Below are 25,983 nucleotides of genomic sequence, written 5' to 3' on the forward strand. Positions count from 1 at the left end.
GAGTCATGGCCTGATCATCACCATCTTGGTCACGGTCAGCTCCTCCATGGCGAAGCGCGGTCCCTCCCGGCCGATGCCGGAGTCCTTGACGCCGCCGTACGGCATGTTGTCGGCGCGGAAGCCGGGCACCTCGTTCACCAGCACCCCGCCCACGTCGAGGCGGCGCACGACGTCGAGGGCGACCGCCAGGTCACGGGTGAAGACAGCGGCCTGGAGCCCGTAACGCGACCTGTTGACCAGCTCGACCGCCGCGTCCATGTCCGGCACCGACCGGACGCAGACCACCGGGCCGAAGATCTCCTCCGCCCAGCACTCGGCGTCCTCGGGGACGTCGACGAGCACTGTCGGTTGCAGCACCCGGCCCTGCGCCGTACCGCCGGACAGGCAGCGCGCCCCGGCGGCGACCGCGCGGTCCACCCACGAGTGGACCCGCTCGGTGGACGCCTCGTCCACCAGCGCGGACACCCGGGTGTCGGCGGACCGGGGGTCGCCGGTGGTGACAGTGGCCAGCAGCGGCCGGAGGCGTTCCAGCAGCGCCTCGCGGACCGGCTCCTCGACGATCACCCGCTGCACGCTGATGCACGCCTGGCCGGAGGCGTAGAACCCGCCCCGTACGACGGCCTCGGCGGCCCGGTCGAGGTCGGCGTCGCGGCCGACGACGAGCGCCGCGTTGGACCCGAGTTCCAGCAGCACCTTGCGCGGGGCCGCGGCGCGGGCGATCTGGTGGCCGACGTGCGCCGAGCCGGTGAACGACACGGCGGCGACGCCGGGGTGCGTGGTCAGGAGCTTGCCGACCTCGACACCACCTGTGACGAGCTGGACCCCGGCGGCCGGGCAGCCGGCCCGGCGGAACAGGTCGACGAGCACCAGGGTGGCCAGCGGCGTGTTCGGCGCCGGCTTGACGATCACCGGACAGCCCGCCGCCACCGACGGGGCGACCTTGTGGGCGGCCAGCAGCAGCGGGTAGTTGAACCCGGTGATGCCGACGACGACACCGACCGGGCGGCGTACCCAGAAGCCGAGCATGCCCTCGCCGGACGGCTGCATGTCCAGCGCCACCGTCTCGCCGGTCAGGTGCCCGACCTCCTCGGCGGCCGTCTCCAGCGTGACGAGCGTGCGGGCCACCTCGACCCGGCAGTCGACAAGCGGCTTGCCGGTCTCCAGGACCAGCAGCTCGGCGAGGTCGTCGGCGCGGGCGCGCACCTCGGCGGCGACTGTCGTCAGGATCGCGCGCCGCCGGTGGCCGGGCAGGGCGGCCATCTCCGCGGCGACCCCGAGCGCCGCCTCGACCGCCTTCTCCGCGTCGGTGGGGTCACCCCAGGGCGCCTGGATCACAGTGCTGCCGTCGTACGGGAACCGCACCGGGGCGGTCTGCGCGGTGGTGGTCCAGTCCGCGCCGATCGGCAGCCCGGCGGGCAGCGCGGTCAGCAGCTCCCGCGCGGTCACGACGCCGCTCCCGCCCGGGCGCCGGTGGTGCCGGTGAGGAAGGCGAGCGCCGCGTCGGCGTACACCTTCGTCTTGCGGACGATGTCGTCGACCTCGACGTACTCGTCGGGCTGGTGGGCGATCCACTTCGGACCCGGGCCGTACACCACGTTCGGGATGCCGCTGTCACGCCACAGGATCGTGCCGTCGGTCGCGCCGGGCACGCCGCCGAAGACCGGCTCGGCGCCGGTGACGGCGCGGTGCGCGCCGGCCACGGCGAGCGAGATCGGGTGGTCCTCCGGGGTGACCGCGCACGGCCTGTCGTCGACGACCTCGACGGCGAAGGTGACGCCGTGCCGGGCGCCGATGGCGTCGGCGTCGGAGCGGACGCGCGCGGCCAGGGCGGCGTGGTCGACACCGGGTACGGTCCGGCAGTCCACGCCGAGCACGGCGCGGCCGGGGATGACGTTGAGCTGGTCGGCGGAACCGGCGTCCAGGACCGTGGGGGTCAGGTACGTCGGGCCGAGGTGCTCGTGCTCACCCGGGTCCGCCTGCAGCTCCTGCTGGAACCGGCCGAGCGCGGCGACCAGCTCGGCGACCGCGGGCACGGGGTTGCGGCCGTGCTGCGGCATCGCGCCGTGCGCCATCTTGCCGGTACAGGTGACGAGCAGCCGGACCGCGCCCTTGGCGACCGCGCAGATCTCCTCCGCCTCCGGCTCACAGATGATCGCGGCGTCCACCTCGCGGGCCAGCGCGGTCGTGGTGAAGTGCTTCGCGCCGAGCATCTGGCCCTCCTCGTCCACCAGGGCCGCCACCACGATCCGGCCCGGGAACGGCCCGGCCAGCTCGACGGCCCGGGTCGCGTGGATCATCGCGGCGACACCGGCCTTCATGTCGGCGGAGCCGCGACCGTACAGCCGCCCGTCGACGATGTCGCCGCCGAACGGGTCGACCGTCCATTCCTCGACAGAGCCCTCGGTGACGACGTCGGTGTGCCCCTCGAACATCAGCGTCGGGCCGGGCAGACCACCGTCCACCACCGCGACGACGTTGGGGCGCCCGGGAACGACCTCGGTGACCTCCGGCCGCCACCCGAAGCCCCGCATGACCTCCGCGACGAGTTCCGCCACGGGCTGCTCACTGCGCCCGCGCTCCGCGTCCCAGGTCGAGGGGATGCGGACCAGGTCCTGGGTGAGCGACACGACGGCTTGCTCGTCGACGAGATGGCCGGCGCGGAGTGAGGCATGGGTGTCCGACGTCATGGCGTCGGAGGTTACGAACTCCGACCCCGAAGGGGAACGTCCAGTTTCCGGGCCGGCGGGGGTACCAGCCCTGGCCGGACCTGGTCTTCTACGGCCGCGGCGACCCGCCGCACCCCCTCGTCGATGCGGTCCAGCGGCATCACCTGGTACCCCAGCCGCAGGTGGTGACGCGGCGCGGGCCGGGCGGCCCAGTACGGCGCCCCGGGGTCGAGCAGGACACCCTGCCGGCGCAGCTCGCGGGCGAGTTCCCCGGCGTCCAGCCCGGGCGGGCCGGTCAGCCACCGGGCCAGCCCGCCACGCGGCACCGGCTGCGGGCCCCAGCGCACGTGCCGCTCGACCGCCCGCACCATCTCCTCGTACAGGCCCTGATAGTGCGCGCGGACGCGGCGTACGTGACGGGCCAGGTCCCGGCTGGCGATCATCTGCGCGAGGGCCCGTTGCATCGGGCCGGGCGGGTGCCGCAGCACGTAGCGGGAGCGGGCCCGCATGGCGTCCACCAGCGCCGGGGACGCCACCACGTAGCCGAGCCGCAGCCCGGGCGCCAGCAGCTTGCTGAAGCTGCCGAGGTAGACGACGCGGTCCTCGTCGTCCAGCGCCCGCACCGCCACCGCGGGCATCCCCCGGAACGTCATCTCCGGGTCGTAGTCGTCCTCGATCACCACCGCGTCCGCCGCGCCGGCCCGGCGCAGCAGCTCCTCCCGCCGGGACGCCGACATGGTCGCGCCGGTCGGATACTGGTGGCTCGGCGTGACGTACACCAGCTGGGCGCCGTGCAGGTCGGCCGGCAGGTCCTCGACGACCAGGCCGTCCTCGTCGACCCGGCCGGGCACCACGTCGGCGCCGGCCATCTGCATGATCGTCCGCGCGTCGGGGTAGCCCGGGTCCTCGACCAGCACCACGCTGCCCGGCCGGACCAGGACGCTCGCCAGCAGGTGCAGCGCGTGCGTCGAACCCAGCGTGATCATCACCTGGTCGGGGTGCGCGGAGATGCCGCGCGCGGGCAGCACGTGCTCGCAGAGCTGACGCACCAGCTCCGGGTCGTCGGCCTGGCCGGCGTCCCCGATGACCCGGGACAGCCCGTCCTGCCGCAGCGCCTCACGCTGCGCCCGTTCCCACGCGCCGATCGGGAACATGCTGGGGTCGGGCTGGCCGACCACGAACGGGAACGGCGCCCGCGCCCAGGCCGGATCCCGGTGCACAGGCGTGGGGGGCGGTTCCGGCAGCCGCGACTCCCAGTCGATCGGCCGCATCGGCGAGCGGGCGGTCCGCCGCGCGGCCCGCATCCGCACCACCGCGTCGGAGGAGACGTAGAGACCGCGCCGCGGGACCGTCACGATGAGGCCCTGCTCCATGAGCCGGTCGTACGCGGTCAGCACCGTGTTCCGGGAGACGCCGAGCGACTCGGCCAGGCGGCGCGTGCTCGGCAGCGGGCCGTCGTCGTACTGCCCGGCGAGGATCGCGTCCTCGAGCCCGGTGATGATCTGCTCGTAGAGCGGAACCGTGCTCTGCGGGTTGACCGGCAGCAGGAAGTCCGCCACCTCGACCTCCCACTCCCGCGGGGGTCTCGCCCAGTCCCGTCGTCGCACGCCTCGCACACGCCATCCGCGTCCCGCTGGTACTAGCCTAGCCGGAGACCTGGACCTGTTGCGGAGGGCCCGTTCCCGCCACGCTTGGCCGGGCGATGGCAGGTGACGGTCTCCTGCACGCGGACAGGGGTGGACTAATGAGCGCCCAGCGAATCGCGCTGGTGCCCGGCGACGGCATCGGACCGGAGGTCACCGCGCAGGCGGTCAAGGCGTGCGACGCCGCCGCCCGACGGTTCGGGCTCGACCTGGTGTGGGAAGACTACGAACTCGGCGCGGACTACTGGCGGATAACCGGCCAGGTCGTGCCGCCGGACGTGGAACAGGAACTGGCCAAGGCGGACGCCATTCTCTTCGGCGCCGTCGGCGACCCGTCGGTGCCACCCGGCGTGCTCGAACGCGGCCTGGTCATCCACCTGCGGACCGCATTCGACCAGTACGTCAACCTGCGGCCGGTGAAGCTGCTGCCAGGCGTGCCCTCGCCCATCGGCGGGCTGCGTCCCGAGCAGTGCGACCTGGTGATCCTGCGGGAGAACACCGAGGGCGCCTACGTCGGCGCCGGCGGCTTCATCCACCGGGGCGGGCCGGACGAGATCGCCACCCAGGAGTCGGTGAACACCCGCAAGGGTGTCGAACGCCTCATCCGGCACGGTTTCCGGCAGGCCCTGGGCCGCCGGAAGCACGTCACGCTGGTGCACAAGGCGAACATCCTGACGTACGCCGGCGACCTGTGGCAGCGGACCTTCGAGGAGGTCGCCGCGGAGTACCCGGACATCGAGGTGGACTACGTGCACGTCGACGCGATGTGCCTCTACCTGGTCACCCAGCCGGAGCGGTTCGACGTGGTGGTCACCGACAACCTGTTCGGCGACATCATCACCGACCTGGGCGCGGCCGTGCAGGGCGGTCTCGGCCTGGCGGCCAGCGGCAACCTCAACCCGACCGGGTCGGCGCCGAGCATGTTCGAGCCGGTGCACGGCTCCGCGCCGGACATCGCCGGCCGGGGCTGGGCCAATCCCGCCGGCTCGATCCTCAGCGCCGCGCTCATGCTGGAGCACCTGGGCCACCCGGACGCGGCGCGCAGCCTGGAGGACGGCGTGAAGGCGGTCCTGCCGCGCCTGGGCGCCATGCGCGGGCCGGAGATGGGCATGTCGACCGAGGACTTCGGCGACGCCGTCGCCGCCGCCATCGCCGACGGCGCGTACCAGGCGGAGGCGCTGCCGGCGTAGCGCGTCATCGGCTGATCGAGGTGGCGGCGGGGTGGACCCCGCCGCCACCTTTTTCGCCTGGCACCCCGGCTGGACGGGGTCGGGCGTACGGGGACGTGGGCAGCGCCGAACGGCCACCTCCCGTACGACGTCGCGGGCAACGTTCGGGGACCTCACGGACGGACCTGGCGTGCCCGCCGAAAACCGCATCTCACCTGCTGAGAGCCGTTCGTGGCGGTGTCACCGCGTGTTCCCGCGCCCGTTGCCGCCCGGCCGCCCGAAACCGGGCCACCGCTGGCTCCCCGGGCGACGATTGGTACCTGCCCACCCCGCTGAACTGGCCCTTTTGCATCGGGTACCACGCTCCTAGTGTCCCGGCTCACAGGCTACGAGCGCCCTTGGCGTTCTTCGCGATGGGACACACGAATGAATCGGCTGAAGATAACGCTGCCCGCCGTGCTGCTCGCCACGGCGCTGGCTCTGACCGCGTGCAGTAGCGATGGCGACGACTCGGAGACCACCACCGGGGGTGGCTCCGGCAACGGCACCGTCACCCTCGGCGCCTACCTGGAGCCGGTGAGCCTCGACCTGACCGCCGAGGCCGGCGCCGCGATCCCGCAGGTCCTGCTCTACAACGTGTACGAGGGCCTGGTGCGCCAGAACGCGGACACCGGTGAGGTGGAGCCGCTGCTGGCCAGCGAGTGGAAGGTGTCCGACGACGGCACCAAGTACTCGTTCAAGCTCCGCGACAACGTCACCTTCCACGACGGTCAGAAGCTCACCGCGCAGGACGTGGTGTGGAGCTTCAAGCGGGTGACCGCGGAAGGCTCGACGAACCCGTTCAAGTCGCAGATGACCGTCGTGAAGACCGTCGAGGCGCCGGACGCCACCACCGTGGACGTCACGCTGTCCCGCCCGAGCCAGAGCTGGCTGTTCGACGTCGCCGGCCGCGTCGGCGTGGTGCTCAAGGAGAACGCCACCGACCTCGGCACGAAGCCGAACGGCACCGGCCCGTTCAAGTTCGACAAGTGGAACCGCGGCGACAGCATCACGCTGGCCCGCCACGACGGCTACTGGGGCGAGAAGGCGAAGGTCGCCTCCGCCGTCTTCCGCTACATCACCGACGCCAACGCGCTGAACAACGCGATGCTCTCCGGTCAGCTCGACATCGTGGCGAACATCCAGGCGCCGCAGCTGCTCGAGGTGTTCAAGGGCAACAAGCAGTTCGAGGTGGTCGAGGGCAAGACGACAGGTGAGGTCGTCCTGGCCATGAACAACGGCAAGGGCCCGCTGGCCGACGCCCGCGTCCGCCAGGCCATCCGCCACGCGATCGACCACGACGCGCTCATCAAGACCGTCTGGTCCGGGTACGGCACGAAGATCGGCAGCATGGTGCCGCCGAGCGACCCGTGGTACGAGGACCGCACCGGCGACTTCCCGCACGACCCCGCCAAGGCCAAGCAGCTGCTGGCCGAGGCCGGCCACGCGAACGGGCTCACCCTGACCATGGACGTCCCGCCGCCGGGTTACGCCCGCGCGTCGGCGCAGTTCGTCGCCTCGCAGCTGAACGAGGTCGGCATCAAGGTGACCCAGAACAACGTCGAGATGCCGCAGTGGCTCGACAAGGTGTTCGGCAAGGCCAACTACGACCTGTCGATCATCGCCCACGTCGAGCCGCGTGACCTGGTCCGCTACGGCGAGCCGGGCTACTACCACCGCTACAAGAACCCGGCCGTCACCCAGCTCATGCAGGAGGCCGACACGGCCCTGGACGCGGCGACCCGGGACAAGAAGTTCGCCGAGGCCGCGAAGGTCATCTCGCAGGAGGCCGCCAGCGACTGGCTGTTCCTGCTGCCGAACCTCGCGGTGATCCGGGACGGCGTCGAGGGTTACCCGAAGGACGCGGTGACCCAGTCGTTCGACGTCACCAAGGTGTCGAAGAAGTAACCTGCTCCACCCACAGAAGGACCTGGTAGGGCTCCCCAGCCCACCAGGTCCTTCTCGCATTCCCACCCCACCCGCCCCGCCCTCCGCCCTCCGCCCTCCGCCCTCCGCCCTCCGCCCTCCGCCCTCCGCCCTCCGCCCTCCGCCCTCCGCCCTCCGCCCTCCGCCCTCCGCCCTCGGCGATCTTGCAGTTTCGGCCCTCGGCGCGCGAGGTTCACCCCTTTTGCCGGGGCACAAAGTGCAAGATCGACGACTTCGTCCGGTGACCCACGCCCCGGCGCACCCGTGCTCTGACGCGCGTCCGTCGATCATGGAGTTGTGGCGCCTGGAGTGTCCCGTAAGCGAGATATACGAGGTGCCACAACTCCAAGGTCGACGAAGCTCGCCCGAGATCGCGCGCAGATGCGTCCTGCGGAATCAGTAAGGCCCGCGATTCGCGGTCGGGCAGGCACGCCTGGAATGAGGCGACGCGCACCAATGACTGTGCACAGAGCCCGTCGTACGGGCGAGCCCGCTGTCGGCGCGAGGCCCGCCCGAGATCGCGGACAGACACGGCCGCCTCGGCTCAGGACGGGGCCGGGGACTCGCCGCCAGGCGGGGAAGCCGCGGCTGAACGGTGGACGCGGTCCCGATGCCCGTCGGCCTCGAAGCGCTGCCACCTGCCGGCCGAGGTGTCCCGCACCCACTCCCGCCGCCGCTCCCTATGCGCCCGAGCGCGCCCCACCGTCGTCGATCATGGAGTTGTGACGCCCGGAGTGCCCCGTGAGCGAGGTATGTGAGGTGCCACAACTCCAAGGTCGACGAGGCGCACCCGCAATCGGGGACGACGTCTCCGTCGGGCGGGCGCGCCGGGAACGACGCGAGGCGGGCCCCGTCCGTGTGGACGAAGCCCGCCTCGATCGTCAGGCGCCTACAGTCGCGGCGCCGGGTGGGACAGCGTGTGTCAGCTCAGCCGGGCGGTGGTTGCCCGTCGGCGACCCCGCAGGTGCATGCCCAGCAGGCCGACGCCGAGGATGCCCGCGGCCAGCAGGCCCGTGGTCACACCCGTGGAGAGCGTGGGGCCACCGGTGTTGCCGGAGGCGAGAACCATGCCGTTCTGCGACTCCTGCTCCGTGGTGTTGCCCGCCGGAGCGGCCTTCGGCTTCGGCTTGGGCTTGTCCTTGCCGTTGTCGGCAGCGGCCGGCGCGGGGACCGGCGTCTGCTGCAGCGCCTGGGTGGCCTGAGCGAAGGTCTCCGGCGTCACGTCGGGGGCGTTGCCCTGCGTACGCCACTGCTTGAGCTGCTTCATGCCCTTGCAGGCCGAGGGGTAGCGGTCACAGTAGCTGGTGGTGTTGCCGATGCTCTCGGACGAGAGGACGGCCTTGGCAATGGCGCGGGCCAGCGTGCTGGCACCGGCGTTGAAGATGGCGTTCAGCTGACGGGTGTCGGCCGGGTCGTTGATCTGCAGCGCCTCGCCCTTGCCGGTGGAGACGGCGAAGACGGTGTCACCGTCGCCCAGGGTGTGGATCGGGCTGATCGCGCGGGCCATGCCGTCGTGCGCGTTGCCGGACATGCGCTGCGCGGCGGCCTTCTCCAGCGGAGCGTTCGTGGCGACCACGGCGATCGTGGTGTTGGCCGGCTGCTGGGCGGCGGTGCTCGGCGGGTTGCACTCCTGCTTCTTGGGCGCCTTGTACCCGGCGAACTCGTTGCCGATGCCGAACTTGACGCCGTACAGGGTGCAGTCCGCCGGGTCGACCGGGGAGCCGGCCGGGTTGACGATCACCATCGCGCCGACGTAGATGCCGTCGCCGAGGTGGACACTGGCGGTGCCGACGCCGCCACGCAGGCCGCCACCGCGGGCACCGGTGCCGCCACCGACGCCGCCCTGGCGGACCGGACCGTCCGAGGTGGCCTGCGCCGCGAGGTAACCCCACTCGGCGGAGGTGCGCGCCTTCGGGTCACCGCCGCGGCCGAGGTCGAAGATGTCCGCGGCCGGCACGATCGGGGCCACGCCGCCGGCGCCGACGCGTACGCCCTCGCCCCGGTCCTCCAGCCAGCGGATGATGCCGTTGGTGGCCGACAGCCCGTACATGCTGCTGCCGCCGAGCTGGATCGCGTTGACGCCCGGGTTCGAGTTGAGCGGGCTGAGCAGGTCGGTCTCCTTGGTGGCGGGGGCGCCACCGCGCTGGTCCACACTGGCCACCGACATCTGCGGCATGTAGACGACCGAGGTGCCGGTCAGGTACGGAGCGGTGTCGGACTGCACCTGGCCGACCTGGATGCCGGGAACGTCGGTGATGGCGTTGTGGGCGCCCGGGGCGCCGGCGGCGGGGTTGGCCGACGCGGGCGACGCGACGAGCGCGAGTCCCGGGACGACCAGGGCTGCCGCGGCGATCGCAGCGAATCTGGACGACTTCATGCAGCTTCTCCTATGCGAAGCGGTGCGACCGCCACCCCGATTCGGGGCGGTCGATGCATTGGTCAACTGGTGGTCCCCCGTGGTACACGACGAGCGATGTGGGGGAGGCTACTGGTCAGACCAGTTGAAGGGAAGACCTGGCCCAGCTAATGGCCCACTCGGGTAATCCCAGGTCAGGCCACATCAGGCGGTATCAGAGCAATACGTCCACCATCGAACGCCGCTCCTCCGGCACGTACTCGGCGTAGTAGTGGTGCAGCTCCTGGCGGGTCAGCCGGGCCACCTCGTCCGCCTCGCCCGCCCGCATCGCGTCGATGACCCGGCGATGGTGGGCCAGGGTGCGCTCCATCAGGGCCTGCGGGTCCGGCGCCTGCGCCAGCTTGGTCGAGATGAGGTCCAGCACCATGCTCCGGACCGCGTCGAGGCAGAGCACGAGCAACTCGTTCCCCGACAGCCGCGCGACGTGCTCGTGGAAGCGGACGTCCGCCGCGCTGAACGCCTCGTAGCCATCGGCCACCGCGTCCCGCATGCCCGCCAGCGCCTGCTCCAGCTCGTCCAACTCGGACGGTGACGCCATCCGGGCAGCGACCGATCCGGCCGCCGACTCGATGATCATCCGGAACTGGAGCAGCTCCGCCACGCCGAGCCGCCGGCTGTCCACGACCCGGGCGAACAGCTTGCGCATCGCCGAGGCGGTCGAGGCGATCACCTGCGGCCCCAGGGGGTCCCCGGGGCGCGAGCGGACCAGGCCGCTGCTCTCCAGCACACGCAGCGCCTCGCGCACAGTGGACCTGCTGACGTCGAACTGCGTCGTCAGCTCGCGCTCGCTCGGCAGCCGGTCCCCCGGCCGCAGATCCCCGGCGGCGATCCGCTCCTCGACCTGCCGGACGATCCCCTCGTACGCCCGCACGGTCCGCACTGGAGCGAACGAGACAGCCTTCGGCATGGCGAAACCTCCCGACGCACGGCGGCCTCGCGCCGCTGCGAACAACGGTACGGTGCATCGACCCGCCCGGTGGTCAGCCCCCGCCCGCCACGACGAGTGCGCAGGCCGGGCGGCAGGTCACCGGAGGAGGCGGCGGTCGCACGGGCCGTCGTGGTCGGCCCGCAGCAGGCAGCGCCGGCCGCCGACCATCCGCAGATCGCAGAAGACCCGATGGCGTACGCCCTGCTCGTCCTCGGCCGAGACGGTGGTCTCGCCCGGGTCTGCCTGGGCGAGCACGCCCGACCAGCGGGCCACGACCCGGGCCAGGCGTACGGCGCCGGCCAGGTCACCGGCGACCACCGGCAGGTGGATGACGAACCGTTCGCTCATCGGCCCTACACTCCCGTGTTCATCCGCTTCTGCGCCTGCTCGGACTGCCAGCGCCGCAGCGCGTCCCGGACCCGCGCGGTCTCCTCCCGGCTGACGCCGAGCGCCCGGTAGACGTCGGCCAGGTCGAGCGCCACCCGGTCGAGGAACTCCTGCACCTCGGCCGGGTCGAGCCCGCGCCGGCCCAGCCGCGTCGTCCGGAACCGCCGTTCCCGTACCTGCCAGGGACGCAACGGCGTGTAGTTGGCTGCCCGGTAGCAGCCCGGCTGGGTGGTGCCGCGACCGGCTCGCGCGCACTCGAAGGAGTCATGTCCGCCGGTTACCGCGCGAACACGCTCCGACCATAGCAAGAATACAACATGGCCACAATCCATCATTGCCATAAAGCCTTGATGGATCAGATCTACCGGGGCACAAGGCTTACGTCATGACCATCGATCCGCGCTCGCACACGCCGGTCTACGTCCAGCTCGCCGACCTGATCCGAGAGCAGATCGAATCGGGCGCGCTGCCGCCCGGGGCGAGCGTCGGCAGCGAGTCGCGGCTCAGCCAGGAGCATCAGATCGGCCGCGACGCGGTCCGGATGGCGATTTCGCTGCTGCGGTCGGAAGGGCTCGTCACCACAAGCCGTCCGCTCGGCACGCGGGTCCGGGAGACGCCGCAACGCAGGCAGGTGGAGCTGGCCGCGGGCGCGAGAGTCGTCGCGCGGATGCCTACCGGCGCCGAGCGCCGGAACATGCTGCTGGACGAGGGCGTGCCGGTGCTCGAGATCCACGGCCCGGAGGGCGACGTGGAGTTGCTGCCGGGTGACGAGGTCGAGCTGACCCGCCCGGCACACGACTGAGCCGGGCGGCGCGCGTCAGGCGGTGGGCGTACCCATCGCCACGTCGTCGACCTTGATGTTGATCTCGTCGACCCGCAGGCCGTACGCCTCGACGGCGGACGCGACAGCGATCCGCACCTCGTCAGTCACCTGCGGAACCGGGTGGCCCGCCTCGATCACGAGGACCAGGTTGATCACGGCCGCGCCGTCGGTGACGTGGGCCGTGCAGCCCCGCCGGGCGTCGCCGACCTGGTCGAGCCCGACCCGGTCGAGCACCGCGTTGAAGAACCGGGCCACGTCACCGCCCAGCTCGGCCACGCCGGGCACCCCCCGGGCGGCGGCCACCGCGATCTTCTCCACCACCTCGTCGGAGACGTGCGTGGTCCCGGCCGCCACCGCGTCCGGCGTCACCTGAAGTTCCTGGGTCGCCTCGTCAGCCATGCTCTCCCACCCGTCGCACCGCCCCGCGCCGACGGCGTGGGGCGGTGCGAGCGTACTAGGCGGAGGCGGTCCGCAGTGGACGGCCGCCCGGTTCAGCGTGCCCCGGCCGGCGCCGGCTCGCCGATCCCGTCCAGCCCGCCGGAGGTGCCCGGCACCGGGTGCGGCCCGGCGCCGCCCGCTGCCTGCTCGCGACGCCGGAGCCAGCGGTCGACACCGAGGTTGAGCAGCAGGCCGACCGCCGCCCAGACCGCCACGACGGCCAGGTTCCGTCCGACGCCGACCCCGCCGAAGTAGACGAGCGACCGGGCCGTGTCCACCGCTGCGGGCAGCGGCAGGACGCCCTGGAGCGTCCGGAAGAACTCCGGCACCATGTAGACCGACAGGCCGCCCCCGGACGCGGGCACGCCGGCCATCATCAGGACCACCATCATCGGGATGATCGCGGCGAGGCCGAAGGTACGGGTGAACACGGCGGTCACCAGCGACACGGCGAAGATGGTGAGCGCGCCGAAGCCGATCATCTCCAGGGCGTGCCCGTTGACCGCGCCGATGATCACGTCGAACAGCAGCCACAGCCAGGCGGACATGCCGATCGCCCAGCCACCGAGGATCGGCAGGAACTGCCGCAGCCGCCGGATGTGCGGTGCCCCGCCCCGGAGCACCGCGAGCATCAGGAAGCCGGACATGATCCAGGACATGCCGACGTACAGGCTGTTGCTGCCCATCGTGTCGGTCTCGCTCAGCGGCGACACGTCGGTGACCGCCAGTGGCATCTGCTGCCCGGCCGCGACCTGCTGGAACATGGTCTGGACCATGGTGTGCTGGCTGGACCCGGCGGCCGAGGACGAGTACAGCGTGGCCTCGCCACCGGGCGTGGACGGCAGCACGTACGCGGCGACCAGGTCACGCGCGAGGATGCGCTCGCGGGCCTCGTCCACCGATGCGGCCACGGAGATGTCGACGACGCCGTTCAGGCCCGCCCGCAGCCCGGCGGCGGCCCGCTCGGCCTGCTCCGGGACGGCGGCGACCACCGCGACCGGGATGTCGTGGGGCTCCGGCTTGTGCATGGAGAAGCTCATCAGGCCCACCACGACGACAAGGATGCTCAGCGGGAACGCCGCGACCGTCGCGTACCGGAATCGCTTGGACCGCGGCGGCCCGCCGGCCAGCGCGGGCAGCGGCGTGTCCGGGCCGTCGACCTGCGGTGCCTGCGGGATGGGTGCCCCACCGCGCTCCTTGAGCAGGCAGAGCGCCACGGCGGCGACGATCCACGCGGCGAGCGTCAGCAGGTGGACGCCGATGCCCCGGCCGTCGAAGTAGAGCGCCGACCGCAGCGCCTCGCCGGCCGCCGGCAGGGGCAGTACGCCGTGCAGGAACTGGAAGAACCCGGGCATCGTGTGGACCGGCAGCGCCAGGTTCGACGCGGGCATGCCGAACACGACGAAGAGCAGCATCCCGAGCAGGACCGCCAGCGGCCCCATCAGCTTGGTGAACAGAAGCTGGGCGAGACCGACGGCGGCGGTGGCGAGCATGCCGACGCCGAGGAACGTGAGGTAGTGGCCGTCCACCGCGCCGACGACCGGGCCGAGGATCAGCCAGACGATCGTGCTGGTCAGCGCGGACCAGCCGGCGACCAGCGGGACGAACCGCCGCAGGCGCAGCAGGTGGGGGGTGGCCATCAGGAGCAGGCTCAGCGGCACGTACCCGGCGAGCATCATGCCCATCGCGGCGAACAGCACGGCGATGCCGGCCCGGTCCTCGTCGGGCAGCGCCGCGACCTCCTCGACCGTTGACGTCCACTGCTGCTGCACCGCGACCGGGGCGAGAAGCTGCTGGGCGGTGGCGGAGGCGGAGGCCCCGGCCGCCGAGGCCGTGAAGATCGTCGCCTGGTCCGACCCGGCGGCCGGGAGTTGCAGCGCGCCGCTGATCTGCCGGTCCCGCAGCAGCTCGACCGCGGCGTCCCGGGACGTCACCAGGCGGGCCTCGACCGGCTCGCCGGGGGTGGCGTTGAGCGCGTCGACGACGCCCTGCGCCTGGGCGCCGCTGCCGACCACCGCCACCGGCATCTGCCGGGGGTGTGGGGAGTGCATCGTCGCCACGTAGGTCGCGAACATCATCGTGACCATGAGGAACGGCATGACGAAGAGGGCGACCGAGCGGATGATCCGTTCCTTGCGGTCGGCGGCGTTCGGCTCGGCGGTCGCCGGGTCGGTGGTGGACGGCACAGGCATGCTCCGGACTGGGTTCGCGGCCGCGTCGGGCCAGAATGTAAGTCAGCTGACTTACGTAGTGTAGGTGACGCCGGCACCGGACCACGAAACGACTAGGTTTGGCCTGCGCCACAGTCGCGCGGTCCACGAGGAGGGGTGCGGTCATGGCACGGTCGGAGGCAGCCCGCGTCGCGCTGCTCGACGCGGCCGAACGCCTGTTCGCCGAGGAGGGGATCGCCCAGGTCTCCGACCGCCGGGTGGCCGAGGTGGCCGGCAACACCAACCACTCGGCGGTGCGCTACTACTTCGGCGGCCGGGAGGGCCTGCTCCGGGCACTGGTCGCCCGGCACATGGACGCCCTCGCCGGACCTCGCCGGGCGATGCCCGAGCAGCCCGACTCGGTCCTCGGCGACGTGCGCAGTCTCGTACAGCCGTCCATGGCGGTGCTCGCGAGCCTGCCCCGGCCGAGTTGGCGGGCCCGCTTCCTCGCCCAGGCCCTGCACGACCCGACGCTGCGGGTGCTGATGCGCGAGGCGTTCGAGTCGGCCTTCGTCGACCTGCCGGCCCGCGCGTCGCTGGCGTCGCGCCTGGCGCACCTCGACCGGGGAGTGGTGGCCGGCCGGTCGGCGCTGATCGCCCGCATCGTCATGACCGCCACCGCCGAGGTCGAGGCCCGGGCCGAGCAGGAGGGGCAGGACCCGCGCTGGCTGGACGTCGGCGACTTCCTCGCCGACGCCATCGCCGGCATGCTGGCGGCTCCGGTCAGCCGGCCCGGAGCCGCCAACCCGCTCACCGACGCGGAACTCTGAGCCCGGAGGCGGGCCGGCCGAACCCGGCGGCCGCGCCTTCAGGAACCGAGCTGGGCCAGCAGCTCGTCGGCCGCCGCGTACGGGTCGAGGGCGCCCTCGGCCACCTTGGCCGCGAGCGTCGGGAGCTGCGTACCGTCGCGCAGTGAGCCGATCCGGGCGCGCAGCACGCCCAGCGCGATCGCCTCGATCTCGGCGGCGGCCCGCGCCTCCCGGCGGCGGCGCAGCTCGCCGTGGCGCTCCAGCCACTCGCGGTGCTTGTCGATGGCGGCGGCGATGTCGTCGATGCCCTCGGCACGGGCGGCGATCGAGCGGACCACCTGCGGACGCCACTCCCCCGGCCCGCGCTCGCCGAGCGCGATCATGCCCTGGATGTCGCGGACCGTCGCGTCCGCGCCGTCCCGGTCGGCCTTGTTGACCACGAAGACGTCGGCGATCTCCAGGATGCCGGCCTTGACCGCCTGGATCGCGTCGCCCATTCCCGGCGCGAGCAGCACGAGCGTGGTGTCGGCAAGCGACGCCACCTCCACCTCGGCCTGCCCGACGCCGACGGTCTCGACGAGCACCACGTCGCAGCCCGCGCCCTCCAGCACCCGCACCGCCTGCGGCGTCGCGGCGGAGAGCCCGCCCAGGTGACCCCGGCTGGACATCGAGCGGATGTAGACGCCCGGGTCGGTCGCGTGGTCCTGCATCCGGACCCGGTCACCGAGGATGGCGCCGCCGGTGAACGGGCTGGACGGGTCGATGGCCAGCACGCCGACCCGGTGGCCGCGCGCTCGCAGCGCCCGTACCAGCTCGTTCGTGGTGGTCGACTTGCCCACCCCCGGCGAACCGGTCAGGCCGACCACCTGGGCGTGCCCGGAGTACGGCGCGAGCGCCGCCGCGACCTGCGGCAGCACCTCGTCGCCGGACTCGACCAGGGTGATCAGCCGGGCCACCGCGCGGGGGTCGCCCGCGCGGGCCCGTTCCACCAGCATGGGTACGTCCCGGCTGCGGCGCACCGGGCCGGTGGCCGCCGCCGGGGCGTTACTTGCGTCGTTCACAGTGCCGCCTTCGTTCGCGACTGCGGGGCTCGCAAACCCGGCTCACTCCTCGCACTCACAGATAATCAGCTCTCGGCGCCGTTCGGGACGTGGATGATCAACGCGTCGCCCTGCCCGCCACCGCCGCAGAGCGCCGCCGCGCCGGTGCCGCCGCCGCGCCGCTTCAGCTCCATCGCGAGCGTGAGTACGAGGCGGGCGCCGGACATGCCGATCGGGTGGCCGAGCGCGATCGCGCCGCCGTTGACGTTCACCTTGTCGGGGCTGATGCCGAGGTCACGGGTGGACTGGATGCCCACCGCAGCGAACGCCTCGTTGATCTCGATGAGGTCGAGGTCCTCGATGCTCAGGCCGCCCTTCTTCAGGGCGTGGTTGATCGCGTTCGACGGCTGCGAGTGCAGGGAGTTGTCCGGGCCGGCCACGTTGCCGTGCGCGCCGATCTCGGCCAGCCAGGTCAGGCCCAGCTCCTTGGCCTTGGCCTTGCTCATCACGACCACTGCGGCGGCGCCGTCGGAGATCGGCGAGGAGCTGCCGGCGGTGATGGTGCCGTCCTTGGTGAAGGCGGGACGCAGCCGGCCCAGCGACTCGGCGGTGGTGTCCGGGCGGATGCCCTCGTCCTCGCTGATCACCAGCGGGTCGCCCTTGCGCTGCGGGATGATCACCGGGGTGGTCTCCTCGCCGAAGTGGCCGTTCTTCTGCGCGGCGGCGGCGCGCTGGTGGCTGGCCGCGGCGAACGCGTCCTGCTCCTCGCGGGTGATGCCGTGCTTCGCGCCGTGCCGCTCGGTGGACTCGCCCATCGAGCAGCAGTCCCAGGCGTCGGTGAGGCCGTCGAGGGCCATGTGGTCCTTGACCGTCACGTCGCCGTACTTGTAGCCGGAGCGCTGCCCGAGCAGCAGGTGCGGGGCGTTCGTCATGGACTCCATGCCGCCGGCCACCACGACGTCGAACTCACCGGCCCGGATGAGCTGGTCGGCGAGCGCGATCGCGTCCAGCCCGGAGAGGCAGACCTTGTTGATGGTCAGCGCCGGGGTGGACATCGGGATGCCGGCCTCGACGGCCGCCTGCCGGGCCGGGATCTGCCCGGCGCCGGCCTGGAGCACCTGGCCCATGATCACGTATTGGACCTGCTCGGGCGCGACGCCGGCGCGCTCCAGGGCCGCCTTGATCGCGATGCCACCGAGCCGGGTCGCGGGGAGGTCCTTGAGGTTGCCTAGCAGGCGCCCCATCGGGGTCCGCGCGCCGCTGACGATCACCGAAGCCATTGCCTGCCTCCGAGGGGGTGCCGACCTGTACGCCTTAACGATTGTTCGGTCAGACTAGCGTCATGGCTGAGAACTCCCCCGTCGAGCCCGCTGCCGAGTTTGTCACAGACATCGGCCTGCGCCGCATCGACCACGTCGGGATCGCCGTGGCCGACCTGGACGCCGCGATCGACTTCTACCAGCGCACCTTCGGGATGCGCTGCGTGCACACCGAGACCAACGACGAGCAGGGCGTACGCGAGGCGATGCTCGCGGTCGGGCCGGACGCCTCCGGCGGCATGGTGCAGCTGCTCGCCCCGCTCTCCCCGGACACCACGATCGGCAAGTTCCTGAACAAGCGCGGGCCGGGCATCCAGCAGGTCGCGTACACGGTGGCGGACATCGACGTGGCGTGCGCGGCGCTGCGCGAGCGCGGCGTACGGCTGCTCTACGACACGCCCCGGCGCGGCACCTCGGACTCCCGGGTCAACTTCGTGCACCCGAAGGACGCCGGCGGCGTGCTGATCGAGCTGGTCCAGCCCGCCTGAGCCGCAAGGAAGGGCCCCTTCTTAACAGACGTCTGTTAAGAAGGGGCCCTTCCTAACAAGTGGGAACGCGCGCGGCCGTGCGCGCTTGCGCGTTCCCACGGACAGCTCCACTCATCGGTGGATGCAGTTTTTCACAGAGGGCTTCCCGCTTTAGCTACCGTTCAGTAACGTCCGCCGGACAGGAGCGCGACCGGTGCCGGAATGTGTCGATTGCCGACATGGCGGTCCCGTCGCACCGGCGCCGACGATGGCAGCACCCCTGCCCGCGTTGTGCGGGTGCGGACTAACGGGAGGTCACCGTGCAGGACATCCTCGAAGCGATCATGGCGGCGGAGGGTTCGTCGCAGCCGGAGCGGGAGCTCGCCGGCCTCGCCGGCCTGCCCGTGCCGGAGAGCTACCGGGGCGTGGTGGTGCGTGCCGAGGACACCCGCATGTTCGAGGGCATGGCCACCCGCGACAAGGACCCGCGCAAGGCCCTGCACGTGCAGGAGGTGCCGGTCCCGGAGCTGGGCCCGGGTGAGGCGCTGGTCGCGGTGATGGCCAGCGCGATCAATTACAACACGGTGTGGACGAGCATCTTCGAGCCGCTGCCCACGTTCAAGTTCCTCCAGCGCTACGGCCGGCTCTCCGAGCTGACCCGCCGCCACGACCTGCCGTACCACGTGGTCGGGTCGGACGCCGCGGGCGTGGTGCTGCGTACCGGGCCGGGCGTGACCAAGTGGAAGGCCGGCGACGAGGTTGTCGCGCACTGCCTGTCGGTCGAGCTGGAGGACTCCGCCGGTCACGACGACACGATGCTCGACCCGCAGCAGCGGATCTGGGGCTTCGAGACCAACTTCGGCGGCCTGGCCGAGCTGGCGATCGTCAAGGCCAACCAGCTCATGCCGAAGCCGCGCCACCTGACCTGGGAGGAGGCGGCCAGCCCGGGGCTGGTCAACTCCACCGCGTACCGGCAGCTCGTCTCGCACCACGGCGCGAACATGAAGCAGGGCGACGTGGTGCTGATCTGGGGCGCCTCCGGCGGCCTCGGCGGGTACGCCACCCAGATGGCCCTCAACGGCGGCGCGATCCCGGTCTGCGTGGTCTCCTCGCCGGAGAAGGCCGAGCTGTGCCGCAAGATGGGCGCCGAGCTGGTCATCGACCGGACCGCCGAGGGCTTCAAGTTCTGGAAGGACGACGAGACCCAGGACCAGGACGAGTGGCGGCGCTTCGGTGAGCGCATCCGCGAGCTGACCGGCGGCGAGGACCCGGACATCGTCTTCGAGCACCCGGGCCGGGAGACGTTCGGCGCCAGCGTCTACGTCGCCAAGAAGGGCGGCACGATCGTCACCTGCGCCTCCACCAGCGGCTACAACCACCAGTACGACAACCGCTACCTGTGGATGCACCTCAAGCGCATCGTCGGCAGCCACTTCGCCAACTACCACGAGGCGTGGCAGGCCAACCGGCTGGTCGCGCTCGGCAAGGTGCACCCGACCGTGTCGAAGACCTACGCGCTGGAGCAGACCGGCCAGGCCGCGTACGAGGTGCACCGCAACGCGCACCAGGGCAAGGTCGGCGTCCGGTGCCTCGCCCCCACCGACGGGCTCGGCGTCCGCGACACCGAGATGCGTTCGCGCCACGAAAGCGCCATCAACCGGTTCCGCGGTCACTGACCGTACGGTCGTCAGGGATTGCCTTTCCGGCCGACCGGGGCACCATTCGACCGGCGTACGCACAAAGGGCCGCGGGTACCGACCCGCGGCCCTTTTCGCGCCGCCTTCCGCGTAGAAGCCCGACCCGCCCCACCCGCCCGGGAGCTGCCAAGATCGCCAGTTGGTCCGTTGTCACCGGCCGACCGAGTTGACCATGTAAACAGGACGCGAAAGGTGCCGACCGCTCTTGCGAACCACCCTGGGGCGTCTGCCAGTATGTCCCAATGCCCCAGCAGCAGTCCTCCCCTCTCGCGTTCTTCGATAACGCGAACTCACAGCCCGATTTCACCGTTGGCCTGCGTGGTTACAACACCAACCAGGTCGACGACTTCATCGGCCGCCTCACCGCCGCCCTGAGCCAGTCCGAGCAGGCCCGGGCCGAGGCCGAGCAGCGGATGAACGACGCGCAGCGCCGCCTGCGGCAGGCCGAGCAGCGCCAGAACGCCCTGGAGCAGAAGCTCACCGAGACCAACAAGCAGCTCGAGGAGAACAGCCGGCCGACCCTGTCCGGCCTGGGCACCCGCGTCGAGCAGATCCTGCGGCTGGCCGAGGAGCAGGCCAACGACCACCGCAACGAGGCCAAGCGCGAGTCGGAGGGCATCCTCTCCGCCGCCCGCCTCGAGGCGCGTGAGATCACCGACAAGGCGCGCGCCGAGGCCGCCGCCATGAAGGCGACCGCCGAGCGCGAGGCCGGCAGCGTCCGTACCGCGGCCGAGCGGGAGGCCGCCGAGGTTCGCGTGCAGGCCCGCCGCGAGGCCGACACGCTCCGCGCCGACGCCGACCGGGAGACCAAGCAGCTCCGTACGGTCACCGCGCACGAGGTCGCCGAGCTGAAGTCGACTGTCGAGCGCGAGGTCGCCACGCTGCGCGCCACCGCCGAGCGGGAGATCACCCAGCAGCGGGCCAAGGCCGCCCGGGAGGCCGAGGAGAAGCGGGCCGAGGCGACCAAGCTGCTCACCGACGCACGCGACAAGCGCGACAAGGACCTCCAGGCCCTGGAGCTCCAGCTCGCCGAGCGGCGGGAGAAGGCCGAGCGCGAGGAGTCGGAGCGGCACGCCGCCCAGGTCGCGCAGACCCAGAAGCTGGTGAACGAGGCCGAGCAGCGGGCACGTGCCGCGCAGGAGCGGGCCAAGGAGATCGAGCAGCGGGCCGAGTCCCGGCGGGTCGAGTCCGAGCGCACCGCCAACGAGACAGTCGACAAGGCCAAGGCGCTCGCCGACAAGACGCTCAACGAGGCGCGCGCCGAGGCGCAGCGGGTGCTCAACGAGGCCCGCACCGAGGCCGAGCTGACCACCCAGGCGGCCCGCCGCGAGGTCGAGGACCTCACCCGGCAGAAGGACGCCGTCACCTCGCAGCTCGGGCAGATGCTCTCCGGCCTGGCCGGCATCGTGCCGGGCGTGCCGGCCGGCGGCAAGACCGAGACGCCGAAGGCCGACGCCTCCGCGCAGAAGGTGACGGCCGAGTCGGCCGGCTGACCGAACACCCGCTGTCGGGGGCATGAGCCACGGCGCGGGGTGACACCGGGTGACCGGTGTCGCCCCGCGCCGTCATGCTTGTGCGGACCGTTTCGCCAGGAGGGTGAAGTAGCTCCCAGAAGGGGCGTCCGTATCGCCCCAGCAGAGCCGGTTGCGTGTGAGGATGGGGGCATGTCGCACGGCGAGGAACTGTTCGCGCTCGGCGGGGACGTGACGACGGAGCCCAGCTTCGAGTCCGCCCTTCGGGGGTACGAGAAACGGCAGGTCGACCGCTACGTCGCTCGCGCGGAGCACGAGATCGCGGCGTTGACCACCGAGCGGGAACAGGCGTACACCCAGATCCACAAGCTGGCCGGTCAGGTCGAGGTGCTGCAGCGCGACCTGGCCCAGGTGCGCAAGCAGGTGGGGGTGGTGGACCGGGCCTCGTTCCGGCACCTGGGTCCGCGCGTCGAGCAGATCCTCACCATGGCGGAGGAACAGGCCGACGAGATCCTGAGCGCCGCCAACGAGGAGATCGAGGCCCGCCGCGCCGCCGCCGAGCACATCGTCGAGGAGGCGCGGGAGCAGGCCGCCCAGGCGCTGAAGGACTTCGAGATCGCGCTGGCCGCCCGCCGGGCCGAGGAGGAGCGGCACACCGCCGCCCGCAAGGCTGAGGCCGAGGCCACGCTCAAGGCCGCCAAGGACGAGTCGGCGCAGCTGCGCAAGGCCGCGCAGGACGAGTCGGCGAAGCTGCGTACGGCCGCGCGGGACGAGGCCGAGAAGCTGCGCCGCACCGCCCAGGACGCGCTGGCGAAGGCCCAGCAGGAGGCCACCCAGCTCCGCGACACCGCCAAGGAGATCCACTCCCGGGCCCAGCAGGAGGCCGCCCGGCTGCGCGAGGCGGCCAAGGAGGTGCTGGCCAAGGCCCAGCAGGAGGCGAACCAGCTCCGCGAGGCGGCCAAGGAGGTGCACGCCAAGGGGCAGCAGGAGGCCAAGCGGCTCACCGACGCCGCCGCCGAGGCCGGCCGGGCCACGCACGCCAAGGCGCTGGCCGAGGCCAAGAAGATCGTGGACGACGCGGAGGAGGCGGCCAAGGCCACCCGTGGCCGGGCCCGCGCCGAGGCCAGCCGGCTCACCACCGAGGCCACCGAGGCCGGCAAGCGCAACCGCGCCGAGGTTGAGGCGTACGTGCAGCGCATGCGCACCGAGACCGAGGCGTACGTGCAGCAGTCCCGCGCCCAGACCCAGCAGGAGCTGGGCGCGTGGCGGGCCGGGGTGGAGAAGGAGGTCACCGAGCGGCGGGACAGCGCGGAGAAGGAGCTGGCCCAGCGCCGGGCCGCCGCCGAGCAGGAGTTCGCCAAGCGCCGGGACGAGCTGGACAAGCAGCACGCCAAGCGGCAGGAGGAGCTAGAGCAGGCGTACACCACGCGGCGCGACGAGATCGAGCGCACCGCCGCCGACGTCCGGCAGGCCGCCGAGGCGGACGCGCTCAGCATGCGGCAGCAGGCCGAGCTGGAGGCCGCCGAGCTGCTGCGCCGTGCCGAGGCGGACGCCGGCGCGCAGCGCCGCAAGGCCGACGAGCACGTCGCGGCCTCGCGCCGCCAGTTCGAGGAGTACGCGGCCACGACCCAGCAGCACCTGGCCACCACGCAGCAGCACCTGGCCGCCACCCAGCAGGAGGTGGCCGCCGGCCGGCAGCAGCTCGCCGGGGTGATGCTGGAGATCGCCAAGGCGCAGCAGGAGCTGGCCGACCTGCGTACCGAGACCTGGAAGTCGCGGCAGGAGTCCGACGACCTGCAACGCCGCCTCGGCGACCTGCGGCGTGACGCCGACTCGGCCGGGATCGCGGCCACTCCGGTCGACCCGGACGAGCTCGCCACTGCCGCGTCCGCCGGCCGCTCGACCGGCGACGGCGAGCCGGCGGGCGGCGACGCCCCGGCTGATGTCCCGGTCGGTGGCGGTGCGCCGGTGGCCGCGAAGGCCGACACGAAGGCCGACACGAAGGGCGCCACGCCGGCCAAGGGCGACGGCGAGCCGGCCGAGGCGGGCAAGGCCAAGCCGGTCGGTGAGCCGGTGACCACGATGGACTCCCCCGCCGGGGCGGGCGTCGACGGGGAACCGACTGTCGCCGCCGTGCCGGGCGAGGGTGGCCGGGGCGCCACCCCGACGAAGATCACCAGCACCGGCGAGAACGGCAAGCGCCCCACCAAGCCGACCACCGACGAGCGCAGCGCCAAGCCCAGCGCCGTCACCGTCGACAAGGACTGATCCGACTGCCTCGGATGCCGCTACTTCGGTCGAAGTGGCGGCATCCGGCCCGCCCGGATCACGCGACTTCCCTGAACCGCCGGCCGGCGAGCGCGGCGGCAGTGGTGGTGGGATGGCCGGCGCGGGGTGGCGGCGACTACCCTGCGGGCAGAGGGTCGCGCGTCGGCCGGGGACGTCACCGGCGGGCCGCCGGGCAGCGGGGAGAGCCGGGAGGCACGGGTGTCGCAGGAGGGCTCCGCCGCCCACGAGGACGAGGCCGCGGACGTGCACATCGCCGGCCCGGTGAAGCCCGCGAGCGAGACCACACGCGCCGCCGCGAGCGACACCACGGGTGCCGCGAGGAGCCCGCGAACCGGCATCGAGGCGAGCAGCGAGCGGCCCGCCGACGTCGAGCCGGGTGAGTTCGAGCCGAGCGGGCGCTTCGGTGTGCCGGGGCGGCCACTGCGGCGCAGCGCCTTCCTGATCGGCTTCACCGGCGCGCTCGGCGTGCTGCTGGCGTACGCGCTGTTCCTGGGCCTGCGCAACGCCGCCGGCATCCTGGTGCTCGTGGTGATCGCGCTGTTCCTCGCGGTCGGCCTGCACCCGGCGGTGGTCCGGCTGCGCAGGTGGGGCGTGCCGCGCGGGCTGGCGGTGGCGGTGGTGACGCTCACCCTGCTCGCGCTGATCGTCGCCGGCCTGCTGGCGCTGGTGCCGCCGGTGGTGACCCAGTCCGGCCAGTTCGTGCAGCAGCTACCCGGCTACGTCGAGGAACTGCGCCGCAATCCCACAGTGAACGACCTGGTGATCCGGTACGACGTGATGGAGCGGGTCCAGGCGGCGGCGAACGCGGACACGATCGGGCGGGCGCTCGGCGGCGTGCTCGGCGGGGCGCAACTGATCTTCGGGACGATCTTCCGCCTGCTCACCGTGCTGGTGCTGACGATCTACTTCCTGGCGTACTTCGACAAGCTGCGCGAACTCGGGTACGCGCTGGCACCGCGCTCGCGCCGGGAGCGGGTCCGGCTGATCGGCGACGAGATCCTGACCCGGGTCGGCGCGTACATGGTCGGCGCGCTCGCCATCGCGGTGCTGGCCGGCGTGACCACGTTCGTGTTCGCGCTGGCGGTCGGGCTGCCGTACCCTTTCGCGCTGGCGGTGGTGGTCGCGGTGACCGACCTGATCCCGCAGATCGGCGCGACGCTGGGCGCGGTGGTGGTGACGCTCGTCGGGCTCGCCACCGATCTGCCGGTGGGCATCGCGTGCCTGGTGTTCTTCATCCTCTACCAGCAGGTGGAGAACTACCTGCTCTATCCGAAGATCATGCGCCGGGCGGTGTCGGTGAACGAGGTGGCGGCGTTGCTCGCCGCGCTGCTCGGGGTGGCACTGCTGGGCGTGGTGGGCGCGCTCATCGCGATACCCACGGTCGCCGCGTTGCAGTTGATCCTGCGCGAGGTGGTGCTGCCCCGCCAGGACGCGCGCTGACCCGTTACTCGGCGCGTCGCTGGGCCGGACCGGGCACCGGGGTGTCGGCGAACGCGGCTACCGTACGGTCGGCGTACGCGCTGACGTCGCCGGTCTCCATCGGGCCGTCCCAGGTGGTCGGCAGCGGCAGCGGCACGCCGGGGGCGACCCGCCGGACGATCTCGTCCAGCACCTTCTCCGCGTCGCCGACCCAGAGGTGCTTGGCGCCGTCCACGCCCACCACCTCGGCCTGCGGCACAGCGGCGAAGCGCTGCCGGGCCTCCTCCGGGCGCAGGTAGTCGTCGAACTCGGGGACCAGCGCGGTGAGCGGCTTGCCGGAATCGGCCCAGACCGCCAGGTCCTCCGGGGCGGAGAAGCGCAGCGGCGGGGAGAGCAGGATCGCGCCGGCCACCGCCGGGTCGCAGCCGTACTTCAGCGCCAGGTCGGTGCCGAACGACCACCCGACCAGCCAGATGTTCGGCAGCTCGTGGAACTCGGCGTACTCGATCGCGGCGGCCACGTCGAACTTCTCGCCGACGGCGCCGTCGAAGGCGCCCTCGCTGGTGCCGCGGACGCTGCTGGTGCCCCGGGTGTTGAACCGGAGCACGGCCAGGCCGGCCAGCGCGGGCAGCCGCCAGGCGGCCTTGCGGAACACGTGGCTGTCCATCATCCCGCCGTGGGTGGGCAGCGGGTGCAGGCAGACCAGCGTGGCGGCCGGTTCGCGGTCCAACGGCCGGGCCAGTTCGCCGACGAGCGTCAGCCCGTCGGCGGTGTGCAGCTCGATGTCCTCCCGGCGGCCGGGCAGGATCGACGACGCGCGAATCGGAGTGCTCACGCCTGCCAGTCTCCCGTGTCGGCGGCCCCGCCGCCCACCGGGACGCGAACC

The 25,983-nt window shown here is 72.4% G+C and carries 21 protein-coding genes; 9 read left to right on the forward strand and 12 right to left on the reverse strand.

The genetic code is table 11. From position 1 onward, the window contains the following. Window positions 1–3 precede the first annotated feature (3 nt). The 3 genes from ACGFIA_RS21555 to ACGFIA_RS21565 are packed head-to-tail and all read right to left on the reverse strand — an operon-like array spanning window position 4 to window position 4,225. The gene (locus ACGFIA_RS21555) at window positions 4–1,446 is read right to left on the reverse strand and encodes an aldehyde dehydrogenase family protein (protein WP_357389349.1); all 1,443 of its coding nucleotides are present in this window, start codon (window positions 1,444–1,446) and stop codon (window positions 4–6) included. Further along, on the reverse strand, window positions 1,443–2,687 hold the full coding sequence (locus tag ACGFIA_RS21560) for a M20 family metallopeptidase (RefSeq protein WP_357389347.1): 1,245 nt from the start codon (window positions 2,685–2,687) through the stop codon (window positions 1,443–1,445). The genes ACGFIA_RS21555 and ACGFIA_RS21560 overlap by 4 nt, the downstream gene beginning before the upstream one ends. A gap of 11 nt (window positions 2,688–2,698) precedes the next feature. Further along, window positions 2,699–4,225, reverse strand: coding sequence for a PLP-dependent aminotransferase family protein (locus ACGFIA_RS21565; RefSeq protein ID WP_357389345.1), 1,527 nt, complete (start codon window positions 4,223–4,225; stop codon window positions 2,699–2,701). Window positions 4,226–4,410: 185 nt separating this feature from the next. On the opposite strand from ACGFIA_RS21565, the gene ACGFIA_RS21570 reads away from it, so the two are divergent. Next, entirely contained in the window at window positions 4,411–5,499 is a 1,089-nt protein-coding gene (locus tag ACGFIA_RS21570) for a 3-isopropylmalate dehydrogenase (protein ID WP_357473607.1), read from the forward strand. A gap of 405 nt (window positions 5,500–5,904) precedes the next feature. Then, window positions 5,905–7,425, forward strand: coding sequence for an ABC transporter substrate-binding protein (locus tag ACGFIA_RS21575; RefSeq protein WP_357389341.1), 1,521 nt, complete (start codon window positions 5,905–5,907; stop codon window positions 7,423–7,425). A gap of 940 nt (window positions 7,426–8,365) precedes the next feature. Here ACGFIA_RS21575 and ACGFIA_RS21580 read toward each other — a convergent pair. The 4 genes from ACGFIA_RS21580 to ACGFIA_RS21595 form a co-directional block, all read right to left on the reverse strand. Next, complete coding sequence (locus ACGFIA_RS21580) at window positions 8,366–9,820, reverse strand: P1 family peptidase (protein WP_357389340.1); 1,455 nt, start codon at window positions 9,818–9,820, stop codon at window positions 8,366–8,368. 193 nt (window positions 9,821–10,013) lie between these two features. Then, the gene (locus tag ACGFIA_RS21585; RefSeq protein ID WP_357389338.1) at window positions 10,014–10,766 is read right to left on the reverse strand and encodes a FadR/GntR family transcriptional regulator; all 753 of its coding nucleotides are present in this window, start codon (window positions 10,764–10,766) and stop codon (window positions 10,014–10,016) included. Window positions 10,767–10,883: 117 nt separating this feature from the next. Next, entirely contained in the window at window positions 10,884–11,135 is a 252-nt protein-coding gene (locus ACGFIA_RS21590; protein WP_357389336.1) for a hypothetical protein, read from the reverse strand. A gap of 5 nt (window positions 11,136–11,140) precedes the next feature. Continuing rightward, window positions 11,141–11,482 carry a DivIVA domain-containing protein gene (locus ACGFIA_RS21595; protein ID WP_393261657.1) on the reverse strand — a complete coding sequence of 114 codons (342 nt, stop codon included), beginning with the start codon at window positions 11,480–11,482 and terminating at the stop codon, window positions 11,141–11,143. A gap of 77 nt (window positions 11,483–11,559) precedes the next feature. On the opposite strand from ACGFIA_RS21595, the gene ACGFIA_RS21600 reads away from it, so the two are divergent. Further along, window positions 11,560–11,976: a winged helix-turn-helix domain-containing protein gene (locus ACGFIA_RS21600; RefSeq protein ID WP_030503874.1), complete on the forward strand. Its 417-nt coding sequence runs from the start codon at window positions 11,560–11,562 to the stop codon at window positions 11,974–11,976. 15 nt (window positions 11,977–11,991) lie between these two features. Here the strand turns inward: ACGFIA_RS21600 and ACGFIA_RS21605 are convergent, their stop codons facing one another. Further along, window positions 11,992–12,396 (reverse strand): Asp23/Gls24 family envelope stress response protein, encoded by a 405-nt coding sequence (locus ACGFIA_RS21605; RefSeq protein ID WP_262014031.1) that lies wholly within the window; start codon window positions 12,394–12,396, stop codon window positions 11,992–11,994. 92 nt (window positions 12,397–12,488) lie between these two features. Further along, window positions 12,489–14,627: an ABC transporter permease gene (locus ACGFIA_RS21610; RefSeq protein ID WP_357389332.1), complete on the reverse strand. Its 2,139-nt coding sequence runs from the start codon at window positions 14,625–14,627 to the stop codon at window positions 12,489–12,491. Window positions 14,628–14,770: 143 nt separating this feature from the next. Here ACGFIA_RS21610 and ACGFIA_RS21615 point away from each other — a divergent pair, with 143 nt between their 5' ends. After that, a complete protein-coding gene (locus tag ACGFIA_RS21615; RefSeq protein WP_357389330.1) occupies window positions 14,771–15,415 on the forward strand; it encodes a helix-turn-helix domain-containing protein in 645 nt (214 codons plus the stop codon). A gap of 38 nt (window positions 15,416–15,453) precedes the next feature. Here ACGFIA_RS21615 and meaB read toward each other — a convergent pair whose 3' ends face one another. Further along, window positions 15,454–16,455, reverse strand: coding sequence for a methylmalonyl Co-A mutase-associated GTPase MeaB (meaB, locus tag ACGFIA_RS21620; protein WP_393261662.1), 1,002 nt, complete (start codon window positions 16,453–16,455; stop codon window positions 15,454–15,456). A gap of 65 nt (window positions 16,456–16,520) precedes the next feature. After that, complete coding sequence (locus ACGFIA_RS21625) at window positions 16,521–17,714, reverse strand: acetyl-CoA C-acetyltransferase (RefSeq protein ID WP_393261665.1); 1,194 nt, start codon at window positions 17,712–17,714, stop codon at window positions 16,521–16,523. Window positions 17,715–17,776: 62 nt separating this feature from the next. Here ACGFIA_RS21625 and mce point away from each other — a divergent pair, with 62 nt between their 5' ends. The 5 genes from mce to ACGFIA_RS21650 all read left to right on the forward strand — a co-directional run bounded on the left by mce (window position 17,777) and on the right by ACGFIA_RS21650 (window position 25,118). Continuing rightward, window positions 17,777–18,241 carry a methylmalonyl-CoA epimerase gene (mce, locus tag ACGFIA_RS21630; RefSeq protein ID WP_357473615.1) on the forward strand — a complete coding sequence of 155 codons (465 nt, stop codon included), beginning with the start codon at window positions 17,777–17,779 and terminating at the stop codon, window positions 18,239–18,241. Between the two features lie 299 nt (window positions 18,242–18,540). Beyond that, window positions 18,541–19,896 carry a crotonyl-CoA carboxylase/reductase gene (gene ccrA, locus ACGFIA_RS21635; RefSeq protein ID WP_393261670.1) on the forward strand — a complete coding sequence of 452 codons (1,356 nt, stop codon included), beginning with the start codon at window positions 18,541–18,543 and terminating at the stop codon, window positions 19,894–19,896. 263 nt (window positions 19,897–20,159) lie between these two features. Further along, window positions 20,160–21,410 carry a DivIVA domain-containing protein gene (locus ACGFIA_RS21640; protein WP_357389320.1) on the forward strand — a complete coding sequence of 417 codons (1,251 nt, stop codon included), beginning with the start codon at window positions 20,160–20,162 and terminating at the stop codon, window positions 21,408–21,410. Between the two features lie 171 nt (window positions 21,411–21,581). Then, a complete protein-coding gene (locus tag ACGFIA_RS21645; protein WP_393261673.1) occupies window positions 21,582–23,657 on the forward strand; it encodes a hypothetical protein in 2,076 nt (691 codons plus the stop codon). A 357-nt stretch (window positions 23,658–24,014) separates the two neighbouring features. Continuing rightward, complete coding sequence (locus tag ACGFIA_RS21650; RefSeq protein ID WP_393261875.1) at window positions 24,015–25,118, forward strand: AI-2E family transporter; 1,104 nt, start codon at window positions 24,015–24,017, stop codon at window positions 25,116–25,118. Window positions 25,119–25,122: 4 nt separating this feature from the next. Here ACGFIA_RS21650 and ACGFIA_RS21655 read toward each other — a convergent pair whose 3' ends face one another. Beyond that, complete coding sequence (locus ACGFIA_RS21655) at window positions 25,123–25,932, reverse strand: alpha/beta hydrolase (RefSeq protein WP_357389317.1); 810 nt, start codon at window positions 25,930–25,932, stop codon at window positions 25,123–25,125. Window positions 25,933–25,983 lie beyond the last annotated feature (51 nt).

Origin of the sequence: Micromonospora sp. NPDC049203 (assembly GCF_043197215.1) — a bacterium.
Lineage (GTDB): Bacteria > Actinomycetota > Actinomycetes > Mycobacteriales > Micromonosporaceae > Micromonospora.

What these genes read in the sequence shown, in the direction of transcription:
- ACGFIA_RS21560 (WP_357389347.1), bottom strand. Translation starts at nt 2,687, where the DNA reads ATGACGTCGGACACCCATGCCTCACTCCGCGCCGGCCATCTCGTCGAC.
- ACGFIA_RS21570 (WP_357473607.1), top strand. Translation starts at nt 4,411, where the DNA reads ATGAGCGCCCAGCGAATCGCGCTGGTGCCCGGCGACGGCATCGGACCG.
- ACGFIA_RS21575 (WP_357389341.1), top strand. Translation starts at nt 5,905, where the DNA reads ATGAATCGGCTGAAGATAACGCTGCCCGCCGTGCTGCTCGCCACGGCG.
- ACGFIA_RS21580 (WP_357389340.1), bottom strand. Translation starts at nt 9,820, where the DNA reads ATGAAGTCGTCCAGATTCGCTGCGATCGCCGCGGCAGCCCTGGTCGTC.
- ACGFIA_RS21585 (WP_357389338.1), bottom strand. Translation starts at nt 10,766, where the DNA reads ATGCCGAAGGCTGTCTCGTTCGCTCCAGTGCGGACCGTGCGGGCGTAC.
- ACGFIA_RS21590 (WP_357389336.1), bottom strand. Translation starts at nt 11,135, where the DNA reads ATGAGCGAACGGTTCGTCATCCACCTGCCGGTGGTCGCCGGTGACCTG.
- ACGFIA_RS21600 (WP_030503874.1), top strand. Translation starts at nt 11,560, where the DNA reads ATGACCATCGATCCGCGCTCGCACACGCCGGTCTACGTCCAGCTCGCC.
- ACGFIA_RS21605 (WP_262014031.1), bottom strand. Translation starts at nt 12,396, where the DNA reads ATGGCTGACGAGGCGACCCAGGAACTTCAGGTGACGCCGGACGCGGTG.
- ACGFIA_RS21610 (WP_357389332.1), bottom strand. Translation starts at nt 14,627, where the DNA reads ATGCCTGTGCCGTCCACCACCGACCCGGCGACCGCCGAGCCGAACGCC.
- ACGFIA_RS21615 (WP_357389330.1), top strand. Translation starts at nt 14,771, where the DNA reads ATGGCACGGTCGGAGGCAGCCCGCGTCGCGCTGCTCGACGCGGCCGAA.
- ACGFIA_RS21625 (WP_393261665.1), bottom strand. Translation starts at nt 17,714, where the DNA reads ATGGCTTCGGTGATCGTCAGCGGCGCGCGGACCCCGATGGGGCGCCTG.
- mce (WP_357473615.1), top strand. Translation starts at nt 17,777, where the DNA reads ATGGCTGAGAACTCCCCCGTCGAGCCCGCTGCCGAGTTTGTCACAGAC.
- ACGFIA_RS21640 (WP_357389320.1), top strand. Translation starts at nt 20,160, where the DNA reads ATGCCCCAGCAGCAGTCCTCCCCTCTCGCGTTCTTCGATAACGCGAAC.
- ACGFIA_RS21645 (WP_393261673.1), top strand. Translation starts at nt 21,582, where the DNA reads ATGTCGCACGGCGAGGAACTGTTCGCGCTCGGCGGGGACGTGACGACG.